The 20,524-nt window shown below is 71.4% G+C and carries 20 protein-coding genes; 10 read left to right on the top strand and 10 right to left on the bottom strand.

What is annotated here, in order from left to right; genetic code table 11:
- Positions 1 to 5: 5 nt before the first annotated feature.
- Both Q9R26_RS13770 and Q9R26_RS13765 read left to right on the top strand, forming a co-directional pair.
- Entirely contained in the window at positions 6 to 1,208 is a 1,203-nt protein-coding gene (locus tag Q9R26_RS13770; protein ID WP_182065561.1) for a glycosyltransferase, read from the top strand.
- Positions 1,205 to 1,816 (top strand): uracil-DNA glycosylase, encoded by a 612-nt coding sequence (locus Q9R26_RS13765; protein WP_259577471.1) that lies wholly within the window; start codon positions 1,205 to 1,207, stop codon positions 1,814 to 1,816. The genes Q9R26_RS13770 and Q9R26_RS13765 overlap by 4 nt, the downstream gene beginning before the upstream one ends.
- A 32-nt stretch (positions 1,817 to 1,848) precedes the next feature.
- Here Q9R26_RS13765 and Q9R26_RS13760 read toward each other — a convergent pair whose 3' ends face one another.
- Positions 1,849 to 2,277 carry a DUF6892 domain-containing protein gene (locus tag Q9R26_RS13760; RefSeq protein WP_182065563.1) on the bottom strand — a complete coding sequence of 143 codons (429 nt, stop codon included), beginning with the start codon at positions 2,275 to 2,277 and terminating at the stop codon, positions 1,849 to 1,851.
- A gap of 97 nt (positions 2,278 to 2,374) precedes the next feature.
- Between Q9R26_RS13760 and Q9R26_RS13755 the strand changes: the two genes are divergently transcribed.
- Both Q9R26_RS13755 and Q9R26_RS13750 read left to right on the top strand, forming a co-directional pair.
- The gene (locus Q9R26_RS13755) at positions 2,375 to 3,829 is read left to right on the top strand and encodes an APC family permease (protein WP_311227586.1); all 1,455 of its coding nucleotides are present in this window, start codon (positions 2,375 to 2,377) and stop codon (positions 3,827 to 3,829) included.
- A gap of 399 nt (positions 3,830 to 4,228) precedes the next feature.
- A complete protein-coding gene (locus tag Q9R26_RS13750) occupies positions 4,229 to 4,849 on the top strand; it encodes a hypothetical protein (protein WP_182065565.1) in 621 nt (206 codons plus the stop codon).
- A gap of 4 nt (positions 4,850 to 4,853) precedes the next feature.
- Here Q9R26_RS13750 and Q9R26_RS13745 read toward each other — a convergent pair whose 3' ends face one another.
- The 3 genes from Q9R26_RS13745 to Q9R26_RS13735 form a co-directional block, all read right to left on the bottom strand.
- Positions 4,854 to 5,288: a hypothetical protein gene (locus Q9R26_RS13745; protein WP_182065566.1), complete on the bottom strand. Its 435-nt coding sequence runs from the start codon at positions 5,286 to 5,288 to the stop codon at positions 4,854 to 4,856.
- Positions 5,289 to 5,384: 96 nt separating this feature from the next.
- Positions 5,385 to 5,705 carry a hypothetical protein gene (locus Q9R26_RS13740; protein WP_182065567.1) on the bottom strand — a complete coding sequence of 107 codons (321 nt, stop codon included), beginning with the start codon at positions 5,703 to 5,705 and terminating at the stop codon, positions 5,385 to 5,387.
- A 173-nt stretch (positions 5,706 to 5,878) separates the two neighbouring features.
- Positions 5,879 to 6,259: a membrane protein gene (locus Q9R26_RS13735; protein WP_027465186.1), complete on the bottom strand. Its 381-nt coding sequence runs from the start codon at positions 6,257 to 6,259 to the stop codon at positions 5,879 to 5,881.
- A gap of 90 nt (positions 6,260 to 6,349) precedes the next feature.
- Between Q9R26_RS13735 and Q9R26_RS13730 the strand changes: the two genes are divergently transcribed.
- Positions 6,350 to 6,682, top strand: a complete 333-nt coding sequence (locus tag Q9R26_RS13730) for a hypothetical protein (RefSeq protein ID WP_182065569.1) — start codon at positions 6,350 to 6,352, stop codon at positions 6,680 to 6,682.
- Positions 6,683 to 6,775: 93 nt separating this feature from the next.
- Here Q9R26_RS13730 and Q9R26_RS13725 read toward each other — a convergent pair whose 3' ends face one another.
- Positions 6,776 to 7,276, bottom strand: a complete 501-nt coding sequence (locus Q9R26_RS13725) for a DUF427 domain-containing protein (RefSeq protein WP_311227585.1) — start codon at positions 7,274 to 7,276, stop codon at positions 6,776 to 6,778.
- Positions 7,277 to 7,352: 76 nt separating this feature from the next.
- Between Q9R26_RS13725 and Q9R26_RS13720 the strand changes: the two genes are divergently transcribed.
- Positions 7,353 to 8,765 carry an amino acid permease gene (locus tag Q9R26_RS13720; protein ID WP_259577467.1) on the top strand — a complete coding sequence of 471 codons (1,413 nt, stop codon included), beginning with the start codon at positions 7,353 to 7,355 and terminating at the stop codon, positions 8,763 to 8,765.
- 60 nt (positions 8,766 to 8,825) lie between these two features.
- On the opposite strand, the gene Q9R26_RS13715 is transcribed toward Q9R26_RS13720, so the two are convergent.
- Together Q9R26_RS13715 and Q9R26_RS13710 are read right to left on the bottom strand one after the other, a co-directional pair.
- A complete protein-coding gene (locus Q9R26_RS13715) occupies positions 8,826 to 9,809 on the bottom strand; it encodes a helix-turn-helix domain-containing protein (protein WP_182065572.1) in 984 nt (327 codons plus the stop codon).
- Between the two features lie 115 nt (positions 9,810 to 9,924).
- A complete protein-coding gene (locus Q9R26_RS13710) occupies positions 9,925 to 10,122 on the bottom strand; it encodes a hypothetical protein (RefSeq protein ID WP_027465181.1) in 198 nt (65 codons plus the stop codon).
- A 122-nt stretch (positions 10,123 to 10,244) separates the two neighbouring features.
- On the opposite strand from Q9R26_RS13710, the gene Q9R26_RS13705 reads away from it, so the two are divergent.
- The 3 genes from Q9R26_RS13705 (at position 10,245) to Q9R26_RS13695 (ending at position 15,024) form a co-directional block, all read left to right on the top strand.
- Positions 10,245 to 13,664 (top strand): DEAD/DEAH box helicase, encoded by a 3,420-nt coding sequence (locus tag Q9R26_RS13705; protein ID WP_311227584.1) that lies wholly within the window; start codon positions 10,245 to 10,247, stop codon positions 13,662 to 13,664.
- 85 nt (positions 13,665 to 13,749) lie between these two features.
- A complete protein-coding gene (locus Q9R26_RS13700; RefSeq protein ID WP_311227583.1) occupies positions 13,750 to 14,541 on the top strand; it encodes an HNH endonuclease family protein in 792 nt (263 codons plus the stop codon).
- A gap of 66 nt (positions 14,542 to 14,607) precedes the next feature.
- Positions 14,608 to 15,024, top strand: a complete 417-nt coding sequence (locus Q9R26_RS13695; protein ID WP_311227582.1) for an SseB family protein — start codon at positions 14,608 to 14,610, stop codon at positions 15,022 to 15,024.
- A gap of 32 nt (positions 15,025 to 15,056) precedes the next feature.
- On the opposite strand, the gene Q9R26_RS13690 is transcribed toward Q9R26_RS13695, so the two are convergent.
- From Q9R26_RS13690 to Q9R26_RS13680, 3 genes are all read right to left on the bottom strand, one after another.
- Complete coding sequence (locus tag Q9R26_RS13690; RefSeq protein WP_311227581.1) at positions 15,057 to 15,914, bottom strand: nuclease-related domain-containing protein; 858 nt, start codon at positions 15,912 to 15,914, stop codon at positions 15,057 to 15,059.
- Between the two features lie 183 nt (positions 15,915 to 16,097).
- Positions 16,098 to 19,589 carry a TM0106 family RecB-like putative nuclease gene (locus Q9R26_RS13685; protein WP_311227580.1) on the bottom strand — a complete coding sequence of 1,164 codons (3,492 nt, stop codon included), beginning with the start codon at positions 19,587 to 19,589 and terminating at the stop codon, positions 16,098 to 16,100.
- A gap of 68 nt (positions 19,590 to 19,657) precedes the next feature.
- Complete coding sequence (locus Q9R26_RS13680) at positions 19,658 to 19,876, bottom strand: DUF1653 domain-containing protein (protein ID WP_311227579.1); 219 nt, start codon at positions 19,874 to 19,876, stop codon at positions 19,658 to 19,660.
- Between the two features lie 49 nt (positions 19,877 to 19,925).
- On the opposite strand from Q9R26_RS13680, the gene Q9R26_RS13675 reads away from it, so the two are divergent.
- Entirely contained in the window at positions 19,926 to 20,492 is a 567-nt protein-coding gene (locus tag Q9R26_RS13675) for a hypothetical protein (RefSeq protein ID WP_311227578.1), read from the top strand.
- Positions 20,493 to 20,524 lie beyond the last annotated feature (32 nt).

Below are 20,524 nucleotides of genomic sequence, written 5' to 3'. Positions count from 1 at the left end.
GAGCGGTGAGCACGACGACCGAACCCCTGCACATCGGGCTGGTGTCGCTGCACACCTCCCCCGGAGACGAACCCGGTTCGGGCGAGGTCGGCGGCATGAACGTCGTCGTCCGGCACCAGGCCGAGGCGCTGGCCGACCGAGGCCACCACGTGGACATCATCACCCGCCGGTCCGCCCCGACGCAGCCGGACTCGGTGTCGCTCGTGCCGGGCGTGTGCCTGCGGTTCCTGTCCGCGGGGCCGGCCGAACCGGTGCCGAAGGGTGAGCACGACGCGTTCATCGAGCCGTTCCGTCACGAGCTGGAGCAGCTCGGGCCGTTCGACGTCCTGCACTCGCACCACTGGTTCTCCGGCGCGGCCGCGCTGCCCGTCGCCCGCGAGCGCGGCGTCCCCCACGTGCAGTCGTTCCACTCCATCGCCGCCGACCCGGCCACGCCGCTGTCCGAGGGCGAACGCCCCGAGTCCGCGGGCCGCATCGCCGGCGAGGAACTGCTGGCCCGCGAGTCGGACGCCGTCGTCGTGGTGTCCGAGGCCGAGGCGTCGACCGTGCGCACACGGCTCGGCGGTGACGACGCCCGCATCTGGATCGTGCCGCCGGGGGTCGACGGGTCCGTCTTCCGCCCCGCGGCGGTCGGTGCGCGCCGCGCCGCCACCCCCTACGTGGTCGCGGCGGCTCGCGTGCAGCCGCTCAAGGGCCTGGACCTGGCGATCGAGGCGATCGCGGACATCAGCCTGGAGGCCCGCCCCACCCTGGTCATCGCGGGCGACGTCTCGAGTGAGGCGGGCGACTACGTGGACGAACTGCGTCGGCTCGCCGAGGCGCGGGGCATCGCCGACCACGTCACCTTCATCGGGCCGCAGTCACGTGCCGACCTGGCGTTCCTGTTCCGCGGCGCGGCAGCCGTGCTGGTGCCGTCCCACTCCGAGACGTACGGGCTCGTCGCGCTCGAGGGCTCCGCTTCCGGGGTGCCGGTCGTGGCCGCCGCTGCCGGGGGCCTGCGCGAAGCGGTGGTCGACGGGGAGACGGGTGTGGTCCTCGAGTCCCGCGACCCGCAGGCGTGGGCTGCCGAGATCGAGCGGATCCTGACGGATGCGCCGTACGCCGCCGGACTCGCCGCTGCGGGGCGGGAGCACGCGGAGCGCCTCAGCTGGGAGCGGTCGGCCGCGGGGCTCGAGGACGTCTACCGCCGGGTGCTCGGGCGCCCGTGAGCGAGACGGACGGGCGGTTCGCCGCGTTCTGGGCGGCGCTCGACGCCGTGCCCGTCGAGTCGGACGCCGAGGCGCTGTACGACGTCGGATCGGCCGAGGGACGGCTGCGGCGAGCGAACCTGACACGGTACCTGGAGCAGTCCGGGTCGGGGGCCGACACGTTGCTCGTGGCCGAGGCCCCGGGTTGGCGTGGCATGACGAACACGGGTGTGCCGTTCACGAGCATGCGGGAGCTCGGACCCGAGTACCTCGTCCCGCCGGAACCGACCGCACCGTGGGAAGCGTCGTCGCGCGTCGTGCACGCGGCACTGGACGGCTGGCGCGGTGCGCTCCCCGTCGCGTGGGCGATCTTCCCGCACCACCCCTTCGTGGCACCGGACCGGCTGACGAACCGGACGCCCCGACCCGCCGAGGTCCGCTCGGGAGCGCCCGTCGCCCTCGCGCTGCTGGAGGCCCTGGGCGGCGTGGACCGGGTCCGGGTGGTCGCGGTCGGTCGGAAGGCGCAGGGGGCACTCGCGCTGGCCGGCATCGAGGCGACCGCCGTGCGGCACCCGGCGCAGGGCGGTGCGAAGGAGTTCACCGAACAGTTGCGGGCGCTGGACCGCTAGCTGACCGTCGGTCCGTCCCGGTTGAGACCCGCTCAGGCGGAGCGGACCTCGATGCCCTTGGCCGCGAGCCGCTCGGTGACGTGGGCGGGCAGCGGCGCGGCTGCGTACACGGTGCGGAGCTCCGGCAGGTCGAGCAGGTCGTCCCAGTTCTGCGGGTCGAAGCGGTCGTCCGAGCCGTCCCAGCCGGGGTGCACGTCCTGCAGCACCTCGAGGTCGGAGTCCACCGTGATCTCGGTGACGAGCGACAGGTGCGACGGCAGCAGGTCGAGGTCGTCGTAGTACTCGCGCGCCCGGTCGTCCTGCCCGTCGACGTCGAGGTCCTCGTCGGTCTCGTCCTCGGCGTCCGGGTCGTAGGGGTCGAGGACGTCGAGGTCGTAGCAGAGGACGTCGAGCACCAGGAGCTTCGCGTTGAAGTCCGCGAACTCGATGGGCTCCTCGGTGGTGTTCGACTGCTGGTCCATGGCCGGAGCGTATCCGTCGCCGAGCGACCGTGTTGCGATCGCGAGAAACCTCCCTGTGGGACTGGACAGGAAGGCACATCGCGCGAAAGGGTGACGCATGGCCACCACCAAGACGGACCGCCCACAGCAGGAGCAGCACGAGCTCCGCCGGGTCATCGGTCCCAAGCTCCTGCTGCTCTTCATCGTCGGCGACATCCTCGGCACGGGTGTCTACGCGCTGACCGGCCAGGTCGCGGCCGAGGTCGGCGGGGCAGCATGGCTCCCCTTCCTCATCGCGTTCGCGGTCGCGCTGCTGACAGCGTTCTCGTACCTGGAACTCGTGACGAAGTACCCGCAGACCGCCGGTGCCGCCCTCTACGTGCACAAGGCGTTCGGCATCCACTTCGTCACCTTCATCGTGACGTTCATCGTGATGTGTTCCGGGATCACGTCAGCGTCGACGGCGTCGCGGGCGTTCGCGGCGAACCTGGGTGCCGGGTTCGGCATCGAACTGCCGAACGGCGTGGTGATGCTCATCGCGATGGGCTTCATGCTCGCGGTGATGTTCATCAACTTCCGCGGGGTGAGCGAGAGCGTCAAGACGAACGTCGTGCTGACGCTGGTCGAGCTGTCCGGTCTCGTCATGGTGATCCTGATCGGGTTCTGGGCGATCGCGGGCGGCAACGCGGACTTCTCGCGGGTCGTGATGTTCGAGACGCCGGAGGACAAGTCCCTGCTGCTGTCGATCAGCACCGCGACGTCGCTGGCGTTCTTCGCGATGGTCGGGTTCGAGGACTCGGTCAACATGGCCGAGGAGACCAAGGACCCCTCGCGCATCTTCCCGAAGATCATGCTCACCGGCCTCGGCATCACCGCGGTGATCTACGTGCTCGTGTCGATCTGCGCCGTGGCCGTGGTGCCGATCGGTGAGCTCGCCGGCAACGAGACCCCGCTCGTGACCGTCGTGCAGACCGCCGCGCCGGACTTCCCGATCGCCGACCTGCTGCCCTTCATCTCGATGTTCGCCGTCGCCAACACCGCACTGATCAACATGATGATGGCGTCGCGCCTGCTCTACGGCATGAGCAAGCAGGGCGTGCTGCCGGGCTTCCTGTCCCGCATCTCCCCCGCCCGTCGCACCCCGTCGACCGCGATCGTCTTCACCACGCTCATCTCGCTGCTGCTGATCGGGTGGGTCTCGCTCGACCCGGAGTCGCCCATCGTCGTCGTGCTCGGTGGCACCACCTCGCTGTTGCTGCTGACGGTGTTCGCCGTCGTGAACGTGACCGTGCTCGTGCTGCGCCGCGACAAGGTCGACCACAAGCACTTCCGAGCCGGCGTCGTCATCCCGGTCATCGGCGTCGTCACGTGCCTGTGGCTCGTCATGCCGTTCTCGTCCGGTCGTGACCCACAGCAGTACCAGATCGCCGGTGCGCTGCTGGCGCTGGGCGTGCTGCTCTGGGTCCTGACCTGGTTCACCCACGGACGGAAGCAGGCCGAGAAGGCCCCGACCGGGCTCGTGACGGAGCCGACGAAGGTGCAGCGCCCGCCGCACGACCACCGCGACGTCTGATGGACGCGACCAGTGTCATCTGGACCATCGTCATCGCGGTGATCGCCGCGCTGTCGCTGTCCGCCGGAGGCTGGCGCCTGGGTCGGGGTCGAGGTCGACGGGACGGTCGACGCGGGCGGTGACCGCGGCGCACGAACGACCCGTGACGGTTCTGGTTCGCGAAGCCCTCGCTTCATGAACCAGAGCCGTCACTCGTTGCCGGGGACGCACCTTCCAGGCGGCGAGCGACCGGCGGCGAACCGCGGACCCCGAAGTGCGAACCCCGAACTCCGAACCCCGAACCCCGAACGTGCGACCACGGCGGGCCGCCGCTCGCTTCCCAGGAGGCGCCCGTACGCTCGTGCTGCTCTTCCCGCTCCGCCCGCCCAGCACCCGCCCAGCCCGTCGAGAGGTCCCGTCATGCGCCGTGTCGGCATCACCCTCGCCTCGGTGTTCGGCGCCGGGATCGTGGCGGTCGGCATCGGCGTGGTCGTCCTCGTGGTGATCGCCGTCAACTCGCTCGCCGGCATCGCGAAGTCGAGCGCCGCCACCCCGACTCCCGCGTGCCCGGCCGTCGCCTCGAAGACGATCGGCGGGATGGTCGTGCCGGCCGGACCCGTCGGCGGCTTCTGCCAGGACCGCCTGGTGAACGCCGCATCCGTGATCGAAGCCGCGCAGGCGCTCGGCATCGGGCCGCACACGCAGGCCGTCGGGGTGATGACCGCGATCGGCGAGTCGAGCCTGGTGAACCTGGACCACGGCGACGCCGCGGGCCCGGACAGCCGTGGCCTGTTCCAGCAGCGCGACAACGGCGCCTGGGGCACGTACGAGCAGCGGATGGACCCGTACACGGCCGCGACGATGTTCTACACGAAGCTCGTGAAGGTCCCCGGCTGGAAGACGATGACCCCGACGCAGATGGCGCACGCGGTGCAGATCAACTCCGATCCGGACCACTACGCGAAGTCGTGGCCGCAGGCGAAGGCGATCGTCGAGGAGCTCACCGGCCAGGACGTGCCGGACGTCGCTCCCCAGGGCTGACCGCTCACGAGGCCACCGCCTGCGTCTCCTCGTCGAACTCGACGATCGCGGCTCCCCCGGAGTGCACGACGACCTGGGCACGGAGCCGCACCGAGTGCTCGTCGAGGGCGCACGCGCAGGCGTCGACCCACTCCCAGTCCACCGGGGAGAGCCGGTCGGCGTCGGGGCGTTCCCACACGAGCACGACGTCGACGGCCCCGAGCTGCGCCACGATGTCGGCGATCAGGGCCGCGAAGTCGTCGACGTGTTCGTCCGGGGAGTACGGCAGGTCAGCGATCGGCAGCAGGAACGGGATCGACATCCCGCGGTCGTCGAGGAACAGCACCCAGCACTGCCGTCGCAGCGGCCGTTCGACGACGGCTTGGACGAGTCGGACGACGTCGTCGTCGGTGCGGACGGGTTCACGGATCAGGCGGTCGAGCATCTCGGTGTCAGGCATGGCTCCAGCGTGGCGAACCGGAAGCCACCGCCCGAGGCACGGTCCGGGGGCTGTGGAAAGCCGCTCCGCGAACCCAGCCTGTGCGGGAAGAGTCCCTCAGATGCCGTGCGTGACCGAGCTGTCGACGAGCAACAGCGAGGCGAAGAACACCGCGACGATCGCCGCCATGCCGACGAGCACCACCGGCCAGGTCAGCCGCCGCCGGACGAGCCGCAGCACGCAGACCGCGATCGTCGCGACCAGCACCGCCGCCACGACGATCGGTCCCACGACGACGACCGAGTCCCCCAGCGTCTCGTTGCAGGTGTTGCCGGGCGCCGCACACGACACGAACGCCAGCGACATGAGCCTGATCCCCCACCCCGCTGCCAACGCACCGACCGTCAGCACGACGAGCAGCGCGGTGGAGGTGACCACGTCCGCGACACGAGCGCGACCTGCCAGGGGGTGCCGGGCCTCCCGACCGAAGCGCGCCGGGCCGGACCCGAGCGGATCGGGACCCGACGCAGGACCCGCCCCAGGACCCGTCCCGGGGGCCGGGCCGGAACCCGCTCCGGTGGCCGGGCCGGTCTGTCCTGCGGGCGCGCCCATCAGGAGCGCCGGCCGCGCGTCGACCAGAGGGCGAGCGCGATGAGGACGGGCTGGCCGAACAGGCGGACGAAGCGCTTCTCGTCGCTGTCCAGGCCGAAGGCGTCGCGACGGTTGACCCACTGCGACAGGTTGCCGGGGAAGATCACCGTGAAGAACAGCGCGGCGACCGAGCCGACGAAGCGGCGGGCCGGTTTCGGGGCGAGCACCAGGGCCGAGCCGAGCGTGATCTCGGCGACGCCCGACGCGAGCACCGTCGTGTCGTCGTCCAGGGGGACGAAGTCGGGCACCTGCGCCGTGAACTCCTTGCGCGCGAAGGTGAGGTGGCTCGTACCCGCGACGACGAGGGCCAGGCCGAGCAGGACGCGGAAGAAGGAACGCATGCCTCCATGGTGCCCGTTCCCGCGGTCGGGTGCCCGCGCTGCGCGACCTGGACGCGCTCGAAGCGAGGTTCACTCGCTATCATGCCGTCCATGGGAGCAGTCGCTCGGGACCACGAACCGCCGGCCGCCCCGGCGACCTTCGCGGTGTTGCTCGGACCGGTCGCGTTCTACCTCGGCATCATCGTGCCCGCGCAGTCGACCGTGCGGCACGTGCTGCTCGGCGCGGTGTTCGGGCTGGTGTGCGTGCTGAGCGGCTGGCGGGCGATCCGGATCGCGGGTCGCCGTCGCGCGGTGCAGGTGTGGTCGTGGATCGGCATCGTGATCGGGAGCACTGGGCTCGTCATGCTCGTCTGGCAGGTGCTCGTGATCGTGACCGGCGGTGCGTTCCCGCCGCCGTTCTGGTCGCCGTACGCCTACCGCTGACGCCGTCCGGCCGGGAGGCCCGGGTCGGGTCCGGCCCGTCGCGCGCGGAAGGGGTCGGTCCGGGTCAGGGCTGCCCCGCCTGACGAAGCCGGGTCACCAGCCGAGCGTGCCGGGCGCGCCCTTGAACGGCCCGACGATGTCCGCCGTGATCCAGCCGCCGTAGAAGTCGCCGTCCTGCGCCCGGACCCGTTCGCCGCCGACCTCGCACGAGTCCATCGCCGACGGGTAGATCGCGACGCGTTCCCGCAGCGACTCGTAGCCGGGGACCGGTGTCGGGTAGTTCCAGGCGGCACGGCTCGCGACCGTCCCGTCACCGCCGACGACGTCGAAGTAGCGCGCCAGGCCCTTGAACTCGCACATGCTCGATCCGGACGCCTTCACGAGCGCACCCTCGGCCAGGTCGGTCATCGGCAGGTAGTAGACCGGCGGGTGCGAGGTCTCGAGCACGCGGACGGCGTCGGTCGTGTCGGCGACGACCGTGCCGCCGAGACGGACGACGACACGGGCGGTGACCCGCTCGACGGCGGGTGGGCGGGGGTAGTCCCAGACGGACTCCTGGCCGGGGCCGGGCTCGGTCCTCTTCGGGTGGCGCATGCTCCAGGTGTACGCCCGGTGCCTGCGGTCCGGCCGCGTGCGTGCGCGGGATCGCCGCCGGGTGCACCATGGGCGGGTGACGACGACGACACGCACCCTGTTCCGACGGAAGCCCATCGACACCATCGATGACGAGGCCGGGGGCGAGGGCGGCCTGAAACGGCACCTCGGCCTGTGGCAGCTCACCGCGATCGGCATCGGCGGCATCATCGGCGCCGGCATCTTCACCCTCGCCGGCACCGTCGCGAACGGCGTCGCCGGGCCCGCGGTGCTGATCAGCTTCCTGGTCGCCGGGGTCGCGAGCGCCGCCGCAGCCCTGTCGTACGCCGAGTTCGCGGGGCTCATCCCGAAGGCCGGCAGCGCGTACACGTACGGCTACGCGGTGCTCGGCGAGATCGTCGGGTGGTTCATCGGCTGGGACCTGCTGCTCGAGTACACGGCGATCGTGGCGGTGGTCGCGATCGGCATCTCCGGCTACGTGGGGTTCCTGGTCGGCCAGTTCGGCATCGACCTGCCCGCGTGGATGCTCGGCGCGCCCGGCACCGGTGACGGCCACGTGATCGACGTCTTCGCGATCATCCTGTGCCTGCTCACCGCGTTCGTCCTCACGCGCGGCATCCGGAGCGCCGCCCGGTTCGAGTTCGTCGCCGTCGGCATCAAGGTGGCGCTCGTCGTGCTCATCGTCGTGCTCGGCGTGTTCCACATCAACAGCGCCAACTACTCCCCGTACTTCCCGTTCGGCTTCGGCGGCGTGATGACCGGTGCCGCCACCGTGTTCTTCGCCGTGTTCGGCTACGACGCGATGTCCACCGCGGCCGAGGAGTCCACCGACGCCCGCAAGCACATGCCGAAGGCGATCCTGCTGTCCCTCGGCATCTCGATGGTGCTGTACGTCCTGGCGACCCTCGTGCTCACCGGGATGCAGAAGTACACCGACATCGACCCCGCTTCGGGCTTCTCGTCGGCGTTCGCGTCGGTCGGGCTCGGCGGTGTCGCCAACGTCATCGCGATCGGTGCCATCGTCGGCATCGTCACGGTGCTCGTGACGTTCATGCTCGGCGCCTCGCGTGTCTGGTTCTCGATGAGCCGCGACGGCCTGATGCCGAAGTGGTTCGCGAAGACCGACCCGAAGCGGCACGTACCGACCCGGGTGACCTGGATCCTCGGCATCGCGTCGGCGATCCTGGCCGGTGTCCTGCCGATCGGTGTCGTCGCCGAGCTCACGAACATCGGCATCCTGCTCGCGTTCGTCGTGGTGTGCTCGGCCGTCGTGGTGCTGCGCTACCGGCAGCCCGACCTGGACCGCCAGTTCCGGCTGCCGTTCATGCCGGTCATCCCGATCATCGGCGTCATCGCGTCGCTCTGGCTCGTCACGTTCCTGCAGTGGGAGACGTGGGTGCGGTTCGCGATCTGGTTCGCGATCGGGCTCGGTGTGTACTTCGGGTACTCGCGGAAGCACAGCAAGCTGGCCGAGCCGGCGAAGGGCTGAACCCCAGCGACAGCCGATGTCCAGCCGACGCCGACGTCGGCAGAGCCCACGCCCGCGCCCTCAGCGCCGCAACGTCTCCCGCGGGTACTCCCCGAACCGGCTCGCGTACACCGAGGCGAACCGCCCCATGTGCGCGAACCCCCAGCGCCGGGCGACGTCCGCCACCGAGGTCGCGTGCGGGTCGAGGATCCGCAGCTCCTCGTGCACGCGTCCGAGCCGCACCTCGCGCAGGTACGTCATCGGCGAGCGCTCGAACGCCCGCTGGAACGACTCCTGGATCCCGCGGATGCTCAGCCCCGCGGCTTGCGCGATGTCGGCGACGGTGAGCGGTTCGTGGGCGTGCGCCTGGATGAACTCGACCGCAGCCCGGAGCCGGCCGTCACTGCGGGTGCCGTAGCCGGCGGGGAACCGGTCGGCCTGCAGTGGGTACATCCGGAACAGGGCGCGGGCGACGTCGCGCTGCGCCTCGTGCCAGGCGAGGGACTCCTCGCCCTCCTCGCGCAGTGCTCGGAGCGCGCCGGACACGGCGGTCCGCCACAGGCCGACGGCGGTGAGGTCCGGCACGGCCGTGGTGTCGAACGCCATGGTGCCGTCGACCAGGTGGTCCTCGGCGGCGACGTCGAGCACCAGGTCACGACGCAGGTGCACCAGGCGCTGGTCCCAGTCCTGGTACTCCATCTCGAACCGGCGCTCGACCGGGAACATCGTCGGCACGCCGGGCCGCATGCGGACCTCGTCGCGGCCGACGTCGACGCGGGCCTCGCCGCGTTCCAGCCACTGCACGACGACCTCGCCCTCGGTGGCGACGTCGCCCCGCAGGTACCCGTGCATCTGCGACCGGCGGATGCTGAGGCGCTCGTCACCGACGCCGACGTACTTGAACCAGTAGTCCTGGTCGAGTGCGCGGGAGTACCAGGCCTTGCCCGCGTACATGCCGGCGAGCGAACTGATGGCCTCGTCGGTGTCCTGCCCGGACACGGCGACGAGCGAGCGCGGCTGACGGGGCGGGTGAGCAGGGGTCCGAGACTCCGTCGTGTCGGTCATGTGCACACCTCTCCCTGATCGAGCAGAGCGGTGTGGTCACCTCCGGGTGCCCCCGGTCTGCCCTCTCACGCTAGGGAGCGACCAGTGGTCGTACAACCGGGTTGCGTTCCGCGGCCTAACGGCCGGTCCAGCGCACCCAGCCGTGCACCTGCGCCGCCGCGCTCTCGAAGGACGAGTGCCCGCCGGTCAGCGAATGGTCCGGAGAATCGACCGTGTACGTGTCGGTCCGGGTGATGTCGCACACGACCTCGGCGTCGATCCACCCGTTCCAGTGGTCGGCTGAGTCGCGTACCCACCGCAGTCGGTCCGGCATGCGTTTCCAATCGGTTCCGTGGACCGCGGTCGTCGCGCTCCGATCTGGACGGTAGTCCTGTCAGATGTTCGTCGCACAGGGTGGCGGCGGGGATCGTCGGTGGTGACTGGCACGATGGTCCCGTGCCTGCTGCCCCGATGATCGACGCCGTGGACGTCATCCGCTTCGTCGGGCCGCAGACCTTCGGTCGCGCACGCGACGTCGTCCGCGCCGGACTGGTGGACGACGCCACCTGGCACGACCACGACGGCACGGTCACCGCGGTCGTGTCCGGCACCGCCGACGACCCGTACGAACTCCGCGTCGACACCACCCCGGCGCGCGGCGACTTCGTCCGCCCCGTCCGCAGCACCTGCAGCTGCCCGCTCGGCGGCGACTGCAAGCACGTCGCGGCCGCGCTCCTCACCATCAACGCCCGTGCCCTCGCCGCGAACGCCGGCCCACGCCCGGAAGCGCCGGCTCCGCCGCCCTCGGACTGGAGGCACGACCTCGCCCGCCTCGCCGGCGACGACGAGCGGGCGCCCACCCTGCAGGGCACCCGGATGGGGCTGCAGTTCGAGTTGCGTGACGCGGTCCCCGCCAAGCTCGCCTCGCGAGCCCGTGCCGCCGGCCGTGCCCTGCCGGCACCGTCCCGCAGCGTGCGGCTCGGGGTCCGGCCGGTGACCCGCAGCGACGCCGGCAACTGGGTGCGCGGGCAGCTGACCTGGGGCACGCTCCCCTACTCGCAGAACCGGCTCGGCGTCGGTGCCGAGCAGCACGCCTGGTTCCTGCAGCTCGCCGCCCTGCACCGCGCCGGGCAGCTCGCGGGCCTGCCGGGTGAGAGCGACTGGCTGCACCTCGACGACTTCCGGAGCCCCCTGCTCTGGCCGCTCCTGCAGCAGGCCGCGGCGCTCGACATCGCGTTCGTCACCGGCAAGCGCGAGGGCGGTGCAGTCCTCGGCACGCAGGCCCAGGTGCTGCTCGACGTCGCCCGGCACGACGACGCCGTGGTGATCGGCGCCAGTGCCGTGCTCGACGGCCGCCCCGTGGCGCCCGGTGCAGCGCGCATGATCGGCGACCACGGCGTCTACGTGTTCCGCGAGAGCCCCGAGTTCACGGTCGCCGTCGCCCCGACCCCGGCGCCGGTGCCCGAGGACCAGCGCCGCATGCTCGTCGAGGGCACCCGGATCACCGTGCCGACCGCCGAGGTCGACGAGTTCCTGGCCGACTGGTCGCCACGGCTGCGCGGCGCCCTCGGCCTGGTCAGCTCCGACGGCTCGGTGGAGCTGCCCGAGCGCACCCCGCCCGAACTCGTGCTCACCGCGACGTTCGAACCGGCACGGGCGCCGCGCACCGACGACCGCGTGCACCTGCACTGGCGCTGGCACGTCGACGGCCGGAAGGACCCGGTGTCCCTGCACGGCCCGCTCCCCGACCTCTCCGGGCTCCGTGCGGCCGACGACCCGGCCGGCGGTCCCGTCGCGGACCCGGCCGCGGCGGTGGAGCCGACCACGGCGACGACGCAGGCCGACGACGCGACGCGGGCCGGGCCTCCCGAGCGCCCTGCGGGACCGGGTGGCGGACTGGACTGGTTCCAGGACGGCACCATCGACGGAGCCGACGTCGCGGTCTTCGCGAACGAGTTCCTGCCCGAGCTGCCGTCGCTCGGCGTCCGCACCGTCGTGCAGGGCGAGCGGCTCGACTACGAGCGGTTGAGCGGGCGGCCGCACATCCGCGTGACGACGATGCCGTCGGACAAGCACGACTGGTTCGACCTCGGCATCATCGTCAGCGTCAACGGCAAGCAGATCCCGTTCACGCCGCTGCTCACCGCGCTCGCGGGTCGGCAGCGACGGCTCAAGCTCGTCGACAACTCGTACCTGTCGCTGGCCGACCCCGCGTTCGACCGGCTCAAGGAGCTCATCGACGAGGCCCGCGACCTGGACGAATGGGAGCCCGACCAGCCGATCGCCGTCACGCCGCTGCACGCCGGACTGTGGTCGGAGTTCGACCTGCTGGCCGACGAGACCTCGCACGACGAGCGGTGGCAGGCGATCGCCTCGGGTCTGCTCGGGGCGACTCCCCCGGGTGACGTCCCCGTGCCGGACACCGTGCACGCCGACCTGCGGCCGTACCAGCACGCCGGGTACGCGTGGCTGTCGTTCCTGGTGACGCACGGCATCGGCGGGGTGCTCGCCGACGACATGGGCCTCGGCAAGACGCTGCAGGTGCTCGCGATGGTCGCCGCCCGTCGTGCCGCCGAGCCCGACGCTCCCCCGTTCCTCGTCGTCGCGCCGACCTCGGTGGTCGGCAACTGGGCCGCCGAGGCGGCCAGGTTCGTGCCGTCGCTGCGGGTCGCGACGGTGACCTCGACATCGCTGAAGGACCCGGGGCTCGTCGCCCGGACCGCCGCCGCGTCGGACGTCGTCGTCACCTCGTACGCGCTGCTCCGGCTCGACGCCCGCGCCTGGACCGACCTGCCGTGGTCGGCACTCGTGCTCGACGAGGCCCAGTTCGTGAAGAACCCGCAGTCCCAGACGCACCGTGTGGCGTCGGAGCTGCAGGCACCGGTGAAGTTCGCGATCACCGGCACGCCGCTCGAGAACGGCCTGACCGACCTGTGGGCGCTGTTCCACATCGTCGCGCCCGGGCTGCTGTCCACCTGGACCCGGTTCGGCGACGACTACGTCAAGCCCCTCGCCTCCCCCGACCTGCGCGGCGAGGCCCGGCAGGAGCTCACGGGGCGACTGCGTCGACGGATCCGGCCGCTCATGCTCCGCCGCACGAAGGAAGCCGTCGCGGCCGACCTGCCGCCGAAGCAGGAGCAGGTGGTCCGGGTCACGCTCGACCCCGCGCACCGGGAGCTGTACGAGCGCACGCTCAACCGGGAGCGCCTGAAGGTCCTCGACCTGATCGACGACCTGTCGAAGAACCGGATGATCGTGTTCCGGTCGCTGACGCTGCTGCGGATGCTCGCGCTGTCGCCGGCGCTGGTGTCGTCCGGGGTGTCCGGGTCGGCGTCATCGGACTCGCCCCTGTCGCCGGCGACGCCGCTCCCCTCCGCCAAGCTCGACCTGCTGCTCGACGAACTCGAACAGCTCGCGGCAGAGGGCCGTCGCGCCCTGGTGTTCAGCCAGTTCACCTCGTTCCTGCGGATGGTGTCCGACGCCCTCGACGCCCGTGGCATCGGCTACGAGTACCTCGACGGCTCCACGCGCAAGCGCCCCGAGGTCATCGAGCGCTTCCGGCAGGGCACTGCCCCGGCGTTCCTCATCTCGTTGAAGGCCGGCGGGTTCGGGCTCACCCTGACCGAGGCGGACACCGTGTTCGTGCTCGACCCGTGGTGGAACCCCGCCGCCGAGTCCCAGGCCGTCGACCGCACGCACCGCATCGGGCAGACCCGCTCGGTGAGCGTCCAGCGGTTCATCGCCGAGGACACCATCGAGGAGAAGGTCCTCGCCCTCGCCGCCCGCAAGGCCGAGCTGTTCGCCACGATGATCGACGACGACGCCCTGTTCGCCGACGATCTGACCGCCGACGACATCCGCTCCCTGCTGACCTGAGCCGCTGCCCCCCCCCCCGTTCGACCCGCACACCACGTTCCGCCCCGCACCACCGTTCCGCCCGCACCACCTGGAGTCCCACCGCATGACGTCCCGCCGACGCCGCAGCCGCATCACCCTGACCTCCGTCCTCGTCGTCCTGGCCCTCGCGGTCGGCGGGTACGCCCTCGATGCGACCGGGGTCCTCGGTCCCGACACCGACGCCGCGGGCACGACCGCGGCGGGCGGCCCCACGGCCGTGGAGACGACCACGATCGGACCGCAGCAGGCGTCGTCGGGGGCGAGCCCCGCCTCCAGTCCGACCGTCAGCCGCGGAACCGACGCCGATGCGGTCCGTGCACGCACCCAGCTCGCCGATCTGCCCGTCAAGGGCAAGGCGGCCGGCACCGGCTACGACCGCACCGGGGATTTCGGCAGCGCCTGGCTCGACGTCGACCACAACGGGTGCGACACCCGGAACGACGTCCTCGCCCGCGATCTCGCCGACATCACCCGCGAGGGCCGCTGCAAGGTCCTCACGGGCACCCTTGTCTCGCCGTACACCGGGGCGACCGTCGACTTCGTCCGCGGCAACACGACCTCGACGCTCGTGCAGATCGACCACGTCGTCGCACTCGAGAACGCTTGGCGCACCGGAGCCCAGCGGCTCACCGAGGCCGAGCGGCAGGCGCTGGCGAACGACCCGGTGAACCTGTTCGCCGTCGACGGCCGGTCCAACTCGCAGAAGGGCTCCGGCGACGCGGCGACCTGGCTCCCCGCGAACAAGGCGTTCCGCTGCACCTACATCGAGCACCAGGTCACGGTGAAGGCGAAGTACCGCCTGTGGGTGGCGCCAGCGGAGCGGGACGCGATGGTGCGGGTGCTCGACGCCTGCTGACGCTGGCACCCCCCTGGAGGCACGGCTCGGCCCGCCGTGTCCGACGACCGTGACAGCATGGCTGGTGTGAGTAGCGATCAGACCAACGGATCAGCCTTCGGCCGCGGCGTCGACAAGGCCCCGCCGACCGCGGCCGTCGAACTGCGACGGCGGATGGCGGCTTCGCCCGCGGGCTTCCTGCGCAGCGCGGCGTGGGTCCCCTGGAAGCCGGCGGGCACCCCGGAGGCCGGCAGCGTCGCCCACGTCATGATCCGGGACAAGCCGTTCGTGCCCGTCTTCACCGACCCGGCCGAACTCGCCGCCGGTCTGCCCGAGGCCGAGGGGCGTCCCGTGCCGATGTCCGAGCTCGTGTCCGCGCTGCCCGAGGAGTTCGGCATCGTGGTCGACCCGACGAGTGCTGCCGACGCGAACTTCCTGCACGCGGACGTCCTCGCCGAGATGCGGGCGCAGATGCAGGGCGGCGCCCCGACCGACGACGACTGACCCGGACTGTCTGCGGCTCGAAGCCTTCGTCGTCAGGCAGCCGCCATCGCCGTCGCGGCGACCGCCCACCAGTACCCGAGCAGACCGCCCGCCGGAACGGCCAGCACCGCGAGGACCCGAGCGCGGCGCATGAGGCTCCGACGGGAGCGCGCGTCGGCGATCTCGCGTTCGAGCCGTTCGAAGCGCTGCACGTGGCGGAGGGTGTCGTCGATGACCACGGCATCCACGTGCCAGGTGCCCCGTTCCTCAGCCAGCATCGACAGGAAGCGCACGGCTTCGTCGGAGTGCACGCGGGGAAGCCCGCGGATCCAGCCGCCCACACGCTCGGGCTCGAGGATCACGGCTGCCGGCGGCTTCTTGCCGAACCGGAGTTCGGCGGCCTCGACCACCAGGATCGGCTGCACGAGGATCGGACCGCCCGCTGCAGCCGACAGCAGTGCGGTCGCACGCTCTCCCTCGGCCAGCGCGCGGTGCAGGTGCGGCGTCCGCTGGCCGTTCACCATCAGTGTGCGTCCGCCCGCCCAGACCGCGTGACCGGAGTGGTTCTTCGTGTTGATCGAGAAGACACCGGTCGGCCCGACGACGACGTGATCGATGTCCGTGCTGCCCTCCCCGACCGGGACGGCGTGCAGGACCGTGCAGTCCGGGCCGAGTGCCTCGAGCTGGGCCGCGACCTGCCGCTCGCCGATCGCTCCCTTGAACCACGAACGGGCTTCCGGCCGGAGCGGGTCGTGCCCCCAGAACCGCTGCCAGGTCGTCAGCGCGGGGCCCTCGGTCTGGATCGCGAGACACTGCTGCATCACGGCGTACCCGGGCTTGCGGGCGCGGAGTGTGAGCGGCGCCGTTCCCTTCGGGCTCGGGCGGTCCGCGGTGATCGTGTGTTCCCCCACGCCTCCACCGTTCCAGGACGACGTCTGGTCCTGCCAGCCCTCGTTCTGGCGTCACGGCGCGGCGGGCGGCCCCATGGTTTCGTGCGGTTGACGGTTCTGGTTCATGATCCCCGGGGTTCGCGAACCGGAACCGTCATGCATCCGCGGCCGTCGAGCCTCCCGCGCAGCGGCGTCGCTCGCGGGTCAGCGCGGCTCGACGAGCTCGATGAAGCGCGACAGCAGGGACAGGCCCGCGATCGACGGGGGCAGCCCCGTGGTCAGCGCCGGCGAGTGCACGAGGTACGCCGCCCACTTCGCCCGCGAGATCGCCACGTTCAACCGGTTCGGCATGAGCAGGAAGTCGAGGCCGCGCGGGATGTCCGCCGCACTCGACGCCGCCAGGGACACGATCGACACGACGGCCTCGCGGCCCTGGAACAGGTCGACGGTGCCGACCTGGGTGCCGGTGAAGCCAGCGCGATCGAGCTCCTGCCGGATCAGTGCACCCTGCGCGTTGTACGGCGCGACCACGATGACGTCCTCGTCGGTCAGGGCGCGGGTGTCGGAGCCGTCCGTCCACGTGCGGCCGACGACGTCACCGACGAGCGCGACGACCCGGGCGGCCTCCTCGGCAGAGGACGTCGTGTTGCCCGTGTGGACGACCGGCACGGGGTGCACGCCAGCGTCGATGCCGTCGAGGTGTCGCCCGGAGACCATCGAGGCCAGTTGCCCGTCGTAGGACAGGGCCGAGACGGACTCGGTCAGTGCGGGCTCCATACGGCGGGTGCGAGCGAGGAAGTACCCGAACTCGGGCGGCAGGACGTGCTGGCCGTCGGCGAGCCAGCCGAGCGCTGACTCGTCGACGGGCTCGGGGTGCGAGCCCTGCGACACCTGGGGCAGCTGCTGGGGATCCCCGAGCAGCAGGAGGCGGGTCGCGGCGACGGACGATGCGATGGTCGGGGCCAGGGAGAACTGCCCGGCCTCGTCGACCACGAGCAGGTCGAGGGAACCGCGCTCGATCGTCGACTCGTTCGCGAACGTCCACGCCGTGCCGCCGACGACACCGCCGGTGCCCGAGGCCTCGCACGAGGACAGGAACGCGGCGACCGCGGCACCGTTCTTCACCGGGGTCCAAGCGGCTGCGTCGAGCTCGTCCTCGGTCGCGCCGGACTTCGGCACCTTCACGACGCGGTCCGCGGGGACGCCGGCCTGCACCACGGACGACAGGAAGTTTTCCGACGTCGCGTGGGACTGCCCGACGACCCCGACGCGCCAGCCGTACTCGCGGACGAGCCGGGCGACGACGTTCGAGCCGACGTAGGTCTTGCCCGTGCCGGGAGGCCCCTGGATCGCCAGGTACGAGTGGTCGAGGTCGAGCAGGGTCGACACGACGGCCGACACCGTGTCGTCGCCATGCACCGGGACGATCCGGCCACGAGGAGGCACACGGCGCAGCAGGTCGAGCGCGGGGTCGGGCAGCATCTCGGGCAGCTCGTCGAGGACGGCCTGGCCCCACCACGCGATCGCCTCGGGCTGGGGCTTCGCACGGGGCGGTGCCGACGGGGCGAGCGCCACGGGGAACTCGTGGTGCGGCTCGCCACCGACGGGCAGTCCTTCTTTCACGAGCACCTCGACGGCATCGCCGTTGTCTCGGACGTCCACGATGACGGCGCGCGACGACGCGCCCTTCGACCCCGGACCCGGAGACACGACCGATGGCGGAAGTGGGTCGTCGTAGACGAGGTGGGGCGTGCCTCCAGGCCGGAGCCGCGAGCCGGGCGCGAGCGTCCCCGACAACCGGAGTTCCCGCGACTGCGAGCGGGCACGCGGCAGCGTGTCCCAGTCGCGCTCGACGGACGCACGCTCCACGACCAGGACGTCACGCGTGTCGGCCCAATTGTCGACCGGGTTCCGCAGGCGGTCGAAGTGGTCCTGCCAGAAGGTCTTGGCCTCGCGGCGGTGGTAGTCGATTGCGGCTGCAGCGAGCGCCAACGCGGTCTGGTCGGGAGTGCGGTCGAGGGCGTCGACGTCCTCGAGTTGCGCGGCCAGGGCGACGTACACCGGGTTCGGCTCGCGCTCGACGGGGATCGGCGGGACCTCGAGCTCGAGCGCCGAGTCGGCCGCGTCGGGGTCGACGGTACGCAGCGAGCGGAGCCAGTCGCGTAGGCGCAGGGTCGAGCGGCAGTCGTATGCGTTGTAGTCGGCGACCTGGTCGAGCATCCGCTGCCCCTCGACGGCGTCACCGTTCCGGAGTTCCTCGATCGCGTCGACGTAGGCGGTGATGCTGTCCGCGGCGTTCGTGACGTCGCTCTCGCGCAGGTCCGACCCCATGTACAGCGGTTCGAGCTTCTTGATCGAGTAGCTGTGGCTGCCGACGACCAGGGCCTTGCGGACGATCGGGTACAGGTCGACCAGGACGCCGGCGCGCAGCAGGTCGTCCACGGCCTCTTCACCCACCCCGTGCCGGGCGGCGAGCGACAGCAGGTGCGTCCGCTCGTAGGCCGCGTAGTGGTAGATGTGCATGCCGGGGTACTGCTCGCGCCGCGCCTGGATGAACGCGAGGAAGTCGACCAGCGCCTGCCGCTCATCGCGGATGGTGTACGCCCAGAACGCCGTGAACTCGGCCTGGTCGTCCACCAGGCCGAACAGGTAGTCGAGGCCCCAGTGCACGCCGTCCTCGGTGTGCAGCGGGTCACCCTCGAAGTCGAAGAACACGTCGCCCGAGTCGGGCGCCGGGATCGCGTCGAGCGCGCGGGCATCGAGGACCTCGAAGCGCGGCATGACGGGCTGGCCCGGCCCGTCGGCGCCCTTCCGTCGGGCGTCTTCGGACTCGATCTGGAGGCTCGCCTGACGCACCAGCCGATCCTGCGTCGCGCGAGACAAGCCCGGTACTGCCCGGGTGCGGACCGCCAGGTCGTCGATCGTCCGCACCTCGTGTTTGATCAGCTTGGCCCGTTGGTCGAGGCGCATGCCGGCGACGAGGATGAGGTCCCGGTGCTCGGCGACCTGGGTCGAGCAGACGGCGCATCGGCCACAGCTCGAGTAGCGCGGGTCGCCCCATCGCAGCGGTTCGTCTGCCGCGATGCGCTCGGCGATGACCCGCTGCAGCTCGGCGCGCTGCGTGCGGTACACCGGCGCGATGTCGGCGAGTTCGTGCGTGGTCGTCGTCCGGTCGCCGAGCACCAGGTGCACCTGCTCGCCCGTGGGGATGCCGTGCGCCTGCATCTGCTCCGCGTAGGCGGCGAGCTGCAGCAGGGCGCTGATCTTCGCGTGGCGGGCGAGCTTGGTGTCGTAGACCTCGTACTCGCCGCGGTCGTTGCGGATGATGAAGTCGGCGAAGCCGATGAACCCCGGGCGCTCGGCGGTGGGCGGCTTGTGGAAGGTCGGTTGGTAGAGGACGTCGGCGCCGGTCTCGAAAGCCGTTCTTGCTTCGGCTGCGGCGCGCGCGTAGTCCGGCGGTGCGGGGCGGTCGAACTCGACGACGTCGCGCGTCTGCTTGAGGATGTCGAGGTAGTCGAGCTCGTGCTGGTCCCCCAGGCGGGCGGTGCGCTCGAGCATGTCGTCGTGCTCGTCGGGCAGGGGGCCGCCGCGCCCGAGCTTGGCGTCGAGCCGGCGGAGGAACGCCCACTCGCAGGCCGCCCACGTGCTCAGGTCACTCGGGCTGAGCAGCACGTGCCCGTTGACGCCGATCTGCATGCGCTCCCCCTTGCTCTCCGGTGCGCTGAAAGCCTAGGGGCGGGCGCCGACACCGGTTGCTCGGGCTGTCAGCTGCCGACCGGCACGAACCGCGGCCCGTCGTACCCGTCACGGGCCACGTGCGCCGTGAAGTCGGCGAGCGAGCGGACCCAGTGGCCGTGCTCGCCGTACAGGGCCTGGTAGACGACGACCGGCTCCTCGGTCTCGACGTCACGGGCGACCAGGAGCACCTCGTAGTCGTTGCCCTTGAAGTGGCGGTACCGGCCGGGCGTGACATCGCTGTTCATGCGCATGATCGTACGGTCAGGAAACCCGGCGCACCGTACTGTGGACCGCGTGAGGGAACTGGACGACACCGTACGACGAGCACGACGCCGGACCATCGTGATCGCGACCGTCGGGTTCGTGATCGGCGCACTCGTCGGCGTACTCCTGACCACCGGCGATCCGCTGCCCATGCGGATCCTCGCCAGTCTCGGCATCGGCTTGAGCATCGGCGGACTGGGTGGCGCCTTCTCCCTGCTGCCCACGACCCTTCGGCTCGGGCGTGAGATGCAGACCCCAGGGCGGACGTTCAACCAGCGCGAACGTCGCACGATCCTCCGCGCCGTCTACTCGGGGCGCCCGATCGAACCGCGGGACTCCGATCTCGCGCTCCCGGCCCGCGAGTCGGCGCGAGTCGCATCCACGACCCTGCCGGTGACCCTCGCCCAAACCCTGTTGCTGTTCGCCGGGATCGGGGGCCCACAGCTCCTGAACCTGCTCCGCGACGATGCCTGGAGCGCCGGCTTCAGCCGCATCTTCGTCGCCGCCATCATCGTCGCGTGCGTCGGCTTCAGCATCTCGTTCCGGCGGAACATCCGAGGCGCCCGCCGCTACCTCGCGGCATCCAGCGAGCCCTGACTCTGACTCTGAACCGCGCCGCACTCGACGCC

This window comes from Curtobacterium sp. BRB10 (assembly GCF_031844325.1).
GTDB classification, from domain to species: Bacteria; Actinomycetota; Actinomycetes; order Actinomycetales; family Microbacteriaceae; genus Curtobacterium; species Curtobacterium poinsettiae_A.
This window is presented reverse-complemented; position numbering and strand designations above follow the sequence as displayed.

Coding starts and splice junctions, on each gene's coding strand:
- Q9R26_RS13680 (WP_311227579.1), bottom strand. CDS start 19,876: ATGAACAGCGATGTCACGCCCGGCCGGTACCGCCACTTCAAGGGCAAC.
- Q9R26_RS13710 (WP_027465181.1), bottom strand. CDS start 10,122: ATGCCGGACCGACTGCGGTGGGTACGCGACTCAGCCGACCACTGGAAC.
- Q9R26_RS13755 (WP_311227586.1), top strand. CDS start 2,375: ATGGCCACCACCAAGACGGACCGCCCACAGCAGGAGCAGCACGAGCTC.
- Q9R26_RS13750 (WP_182065565.1), top strand. CDS start 4,229: ATGCGCCGTGTCGGCATCACCCTCGCCTCGGTGTTCGGCGCCGGGATC.
- Q9R26_RS13735 (WP_027465186.1), bottom strand. CDS start 6,259: ATGCGTTCCTTCTTCCGCGTCCTGCTCGGCCTGGCCCTCGTCGTCGCG.
- Q9R26_RS13715 (WP_182065572.1), bottom strand. CDS start 9,809: ATGACCGACACGACGGAGTCTCGGACCCCTGCTCACCCGCCCCGTCAG.
- Q9R26_RS13745 (WP_182065566.1), bottom strand. CDS start 5,288: ATGCCTGACACCGAGATGCTCGACCGCCTGATCCGTGAACCCGTCCGC.
- Q9R26_RS13685 (WP_311227580.1), bottom strand. CDS start 19,589: ATGCAGATCGGCGTCAACGGGCACGTGCTGCTCAGCCCGAGTGACCTG.
- Q9R26_RS13700 (WP_311227583.1), top strand. CDS start 13,750: ATGACGTCCCGCCGACGCCGCAGCCGCATCACCCTGACCTCCGTCCTC.
- Q9R26_RS13725 (WP_311227585.1), bottom strand. CDS start 7,276: ATGCGCCACCCGAAGAGGACCGAGCCCGGCCCCGGCCAGGAGTCCGTC.
- Q9R26_RS13760 (WP_182065563.1), bottom strand. CDS start 2,277: ATGGACCAGCAGTCGAACACCACCGAGGAGCCCATCGAGTTCGCGGAC.
- Q9R26_RS13730 (WP_182065569.1), top strand. CDS start 6,350: ATGGGAGCAGTCGCTCGGGACCACGAACCGCCGGCCGCCCCGGCGACC.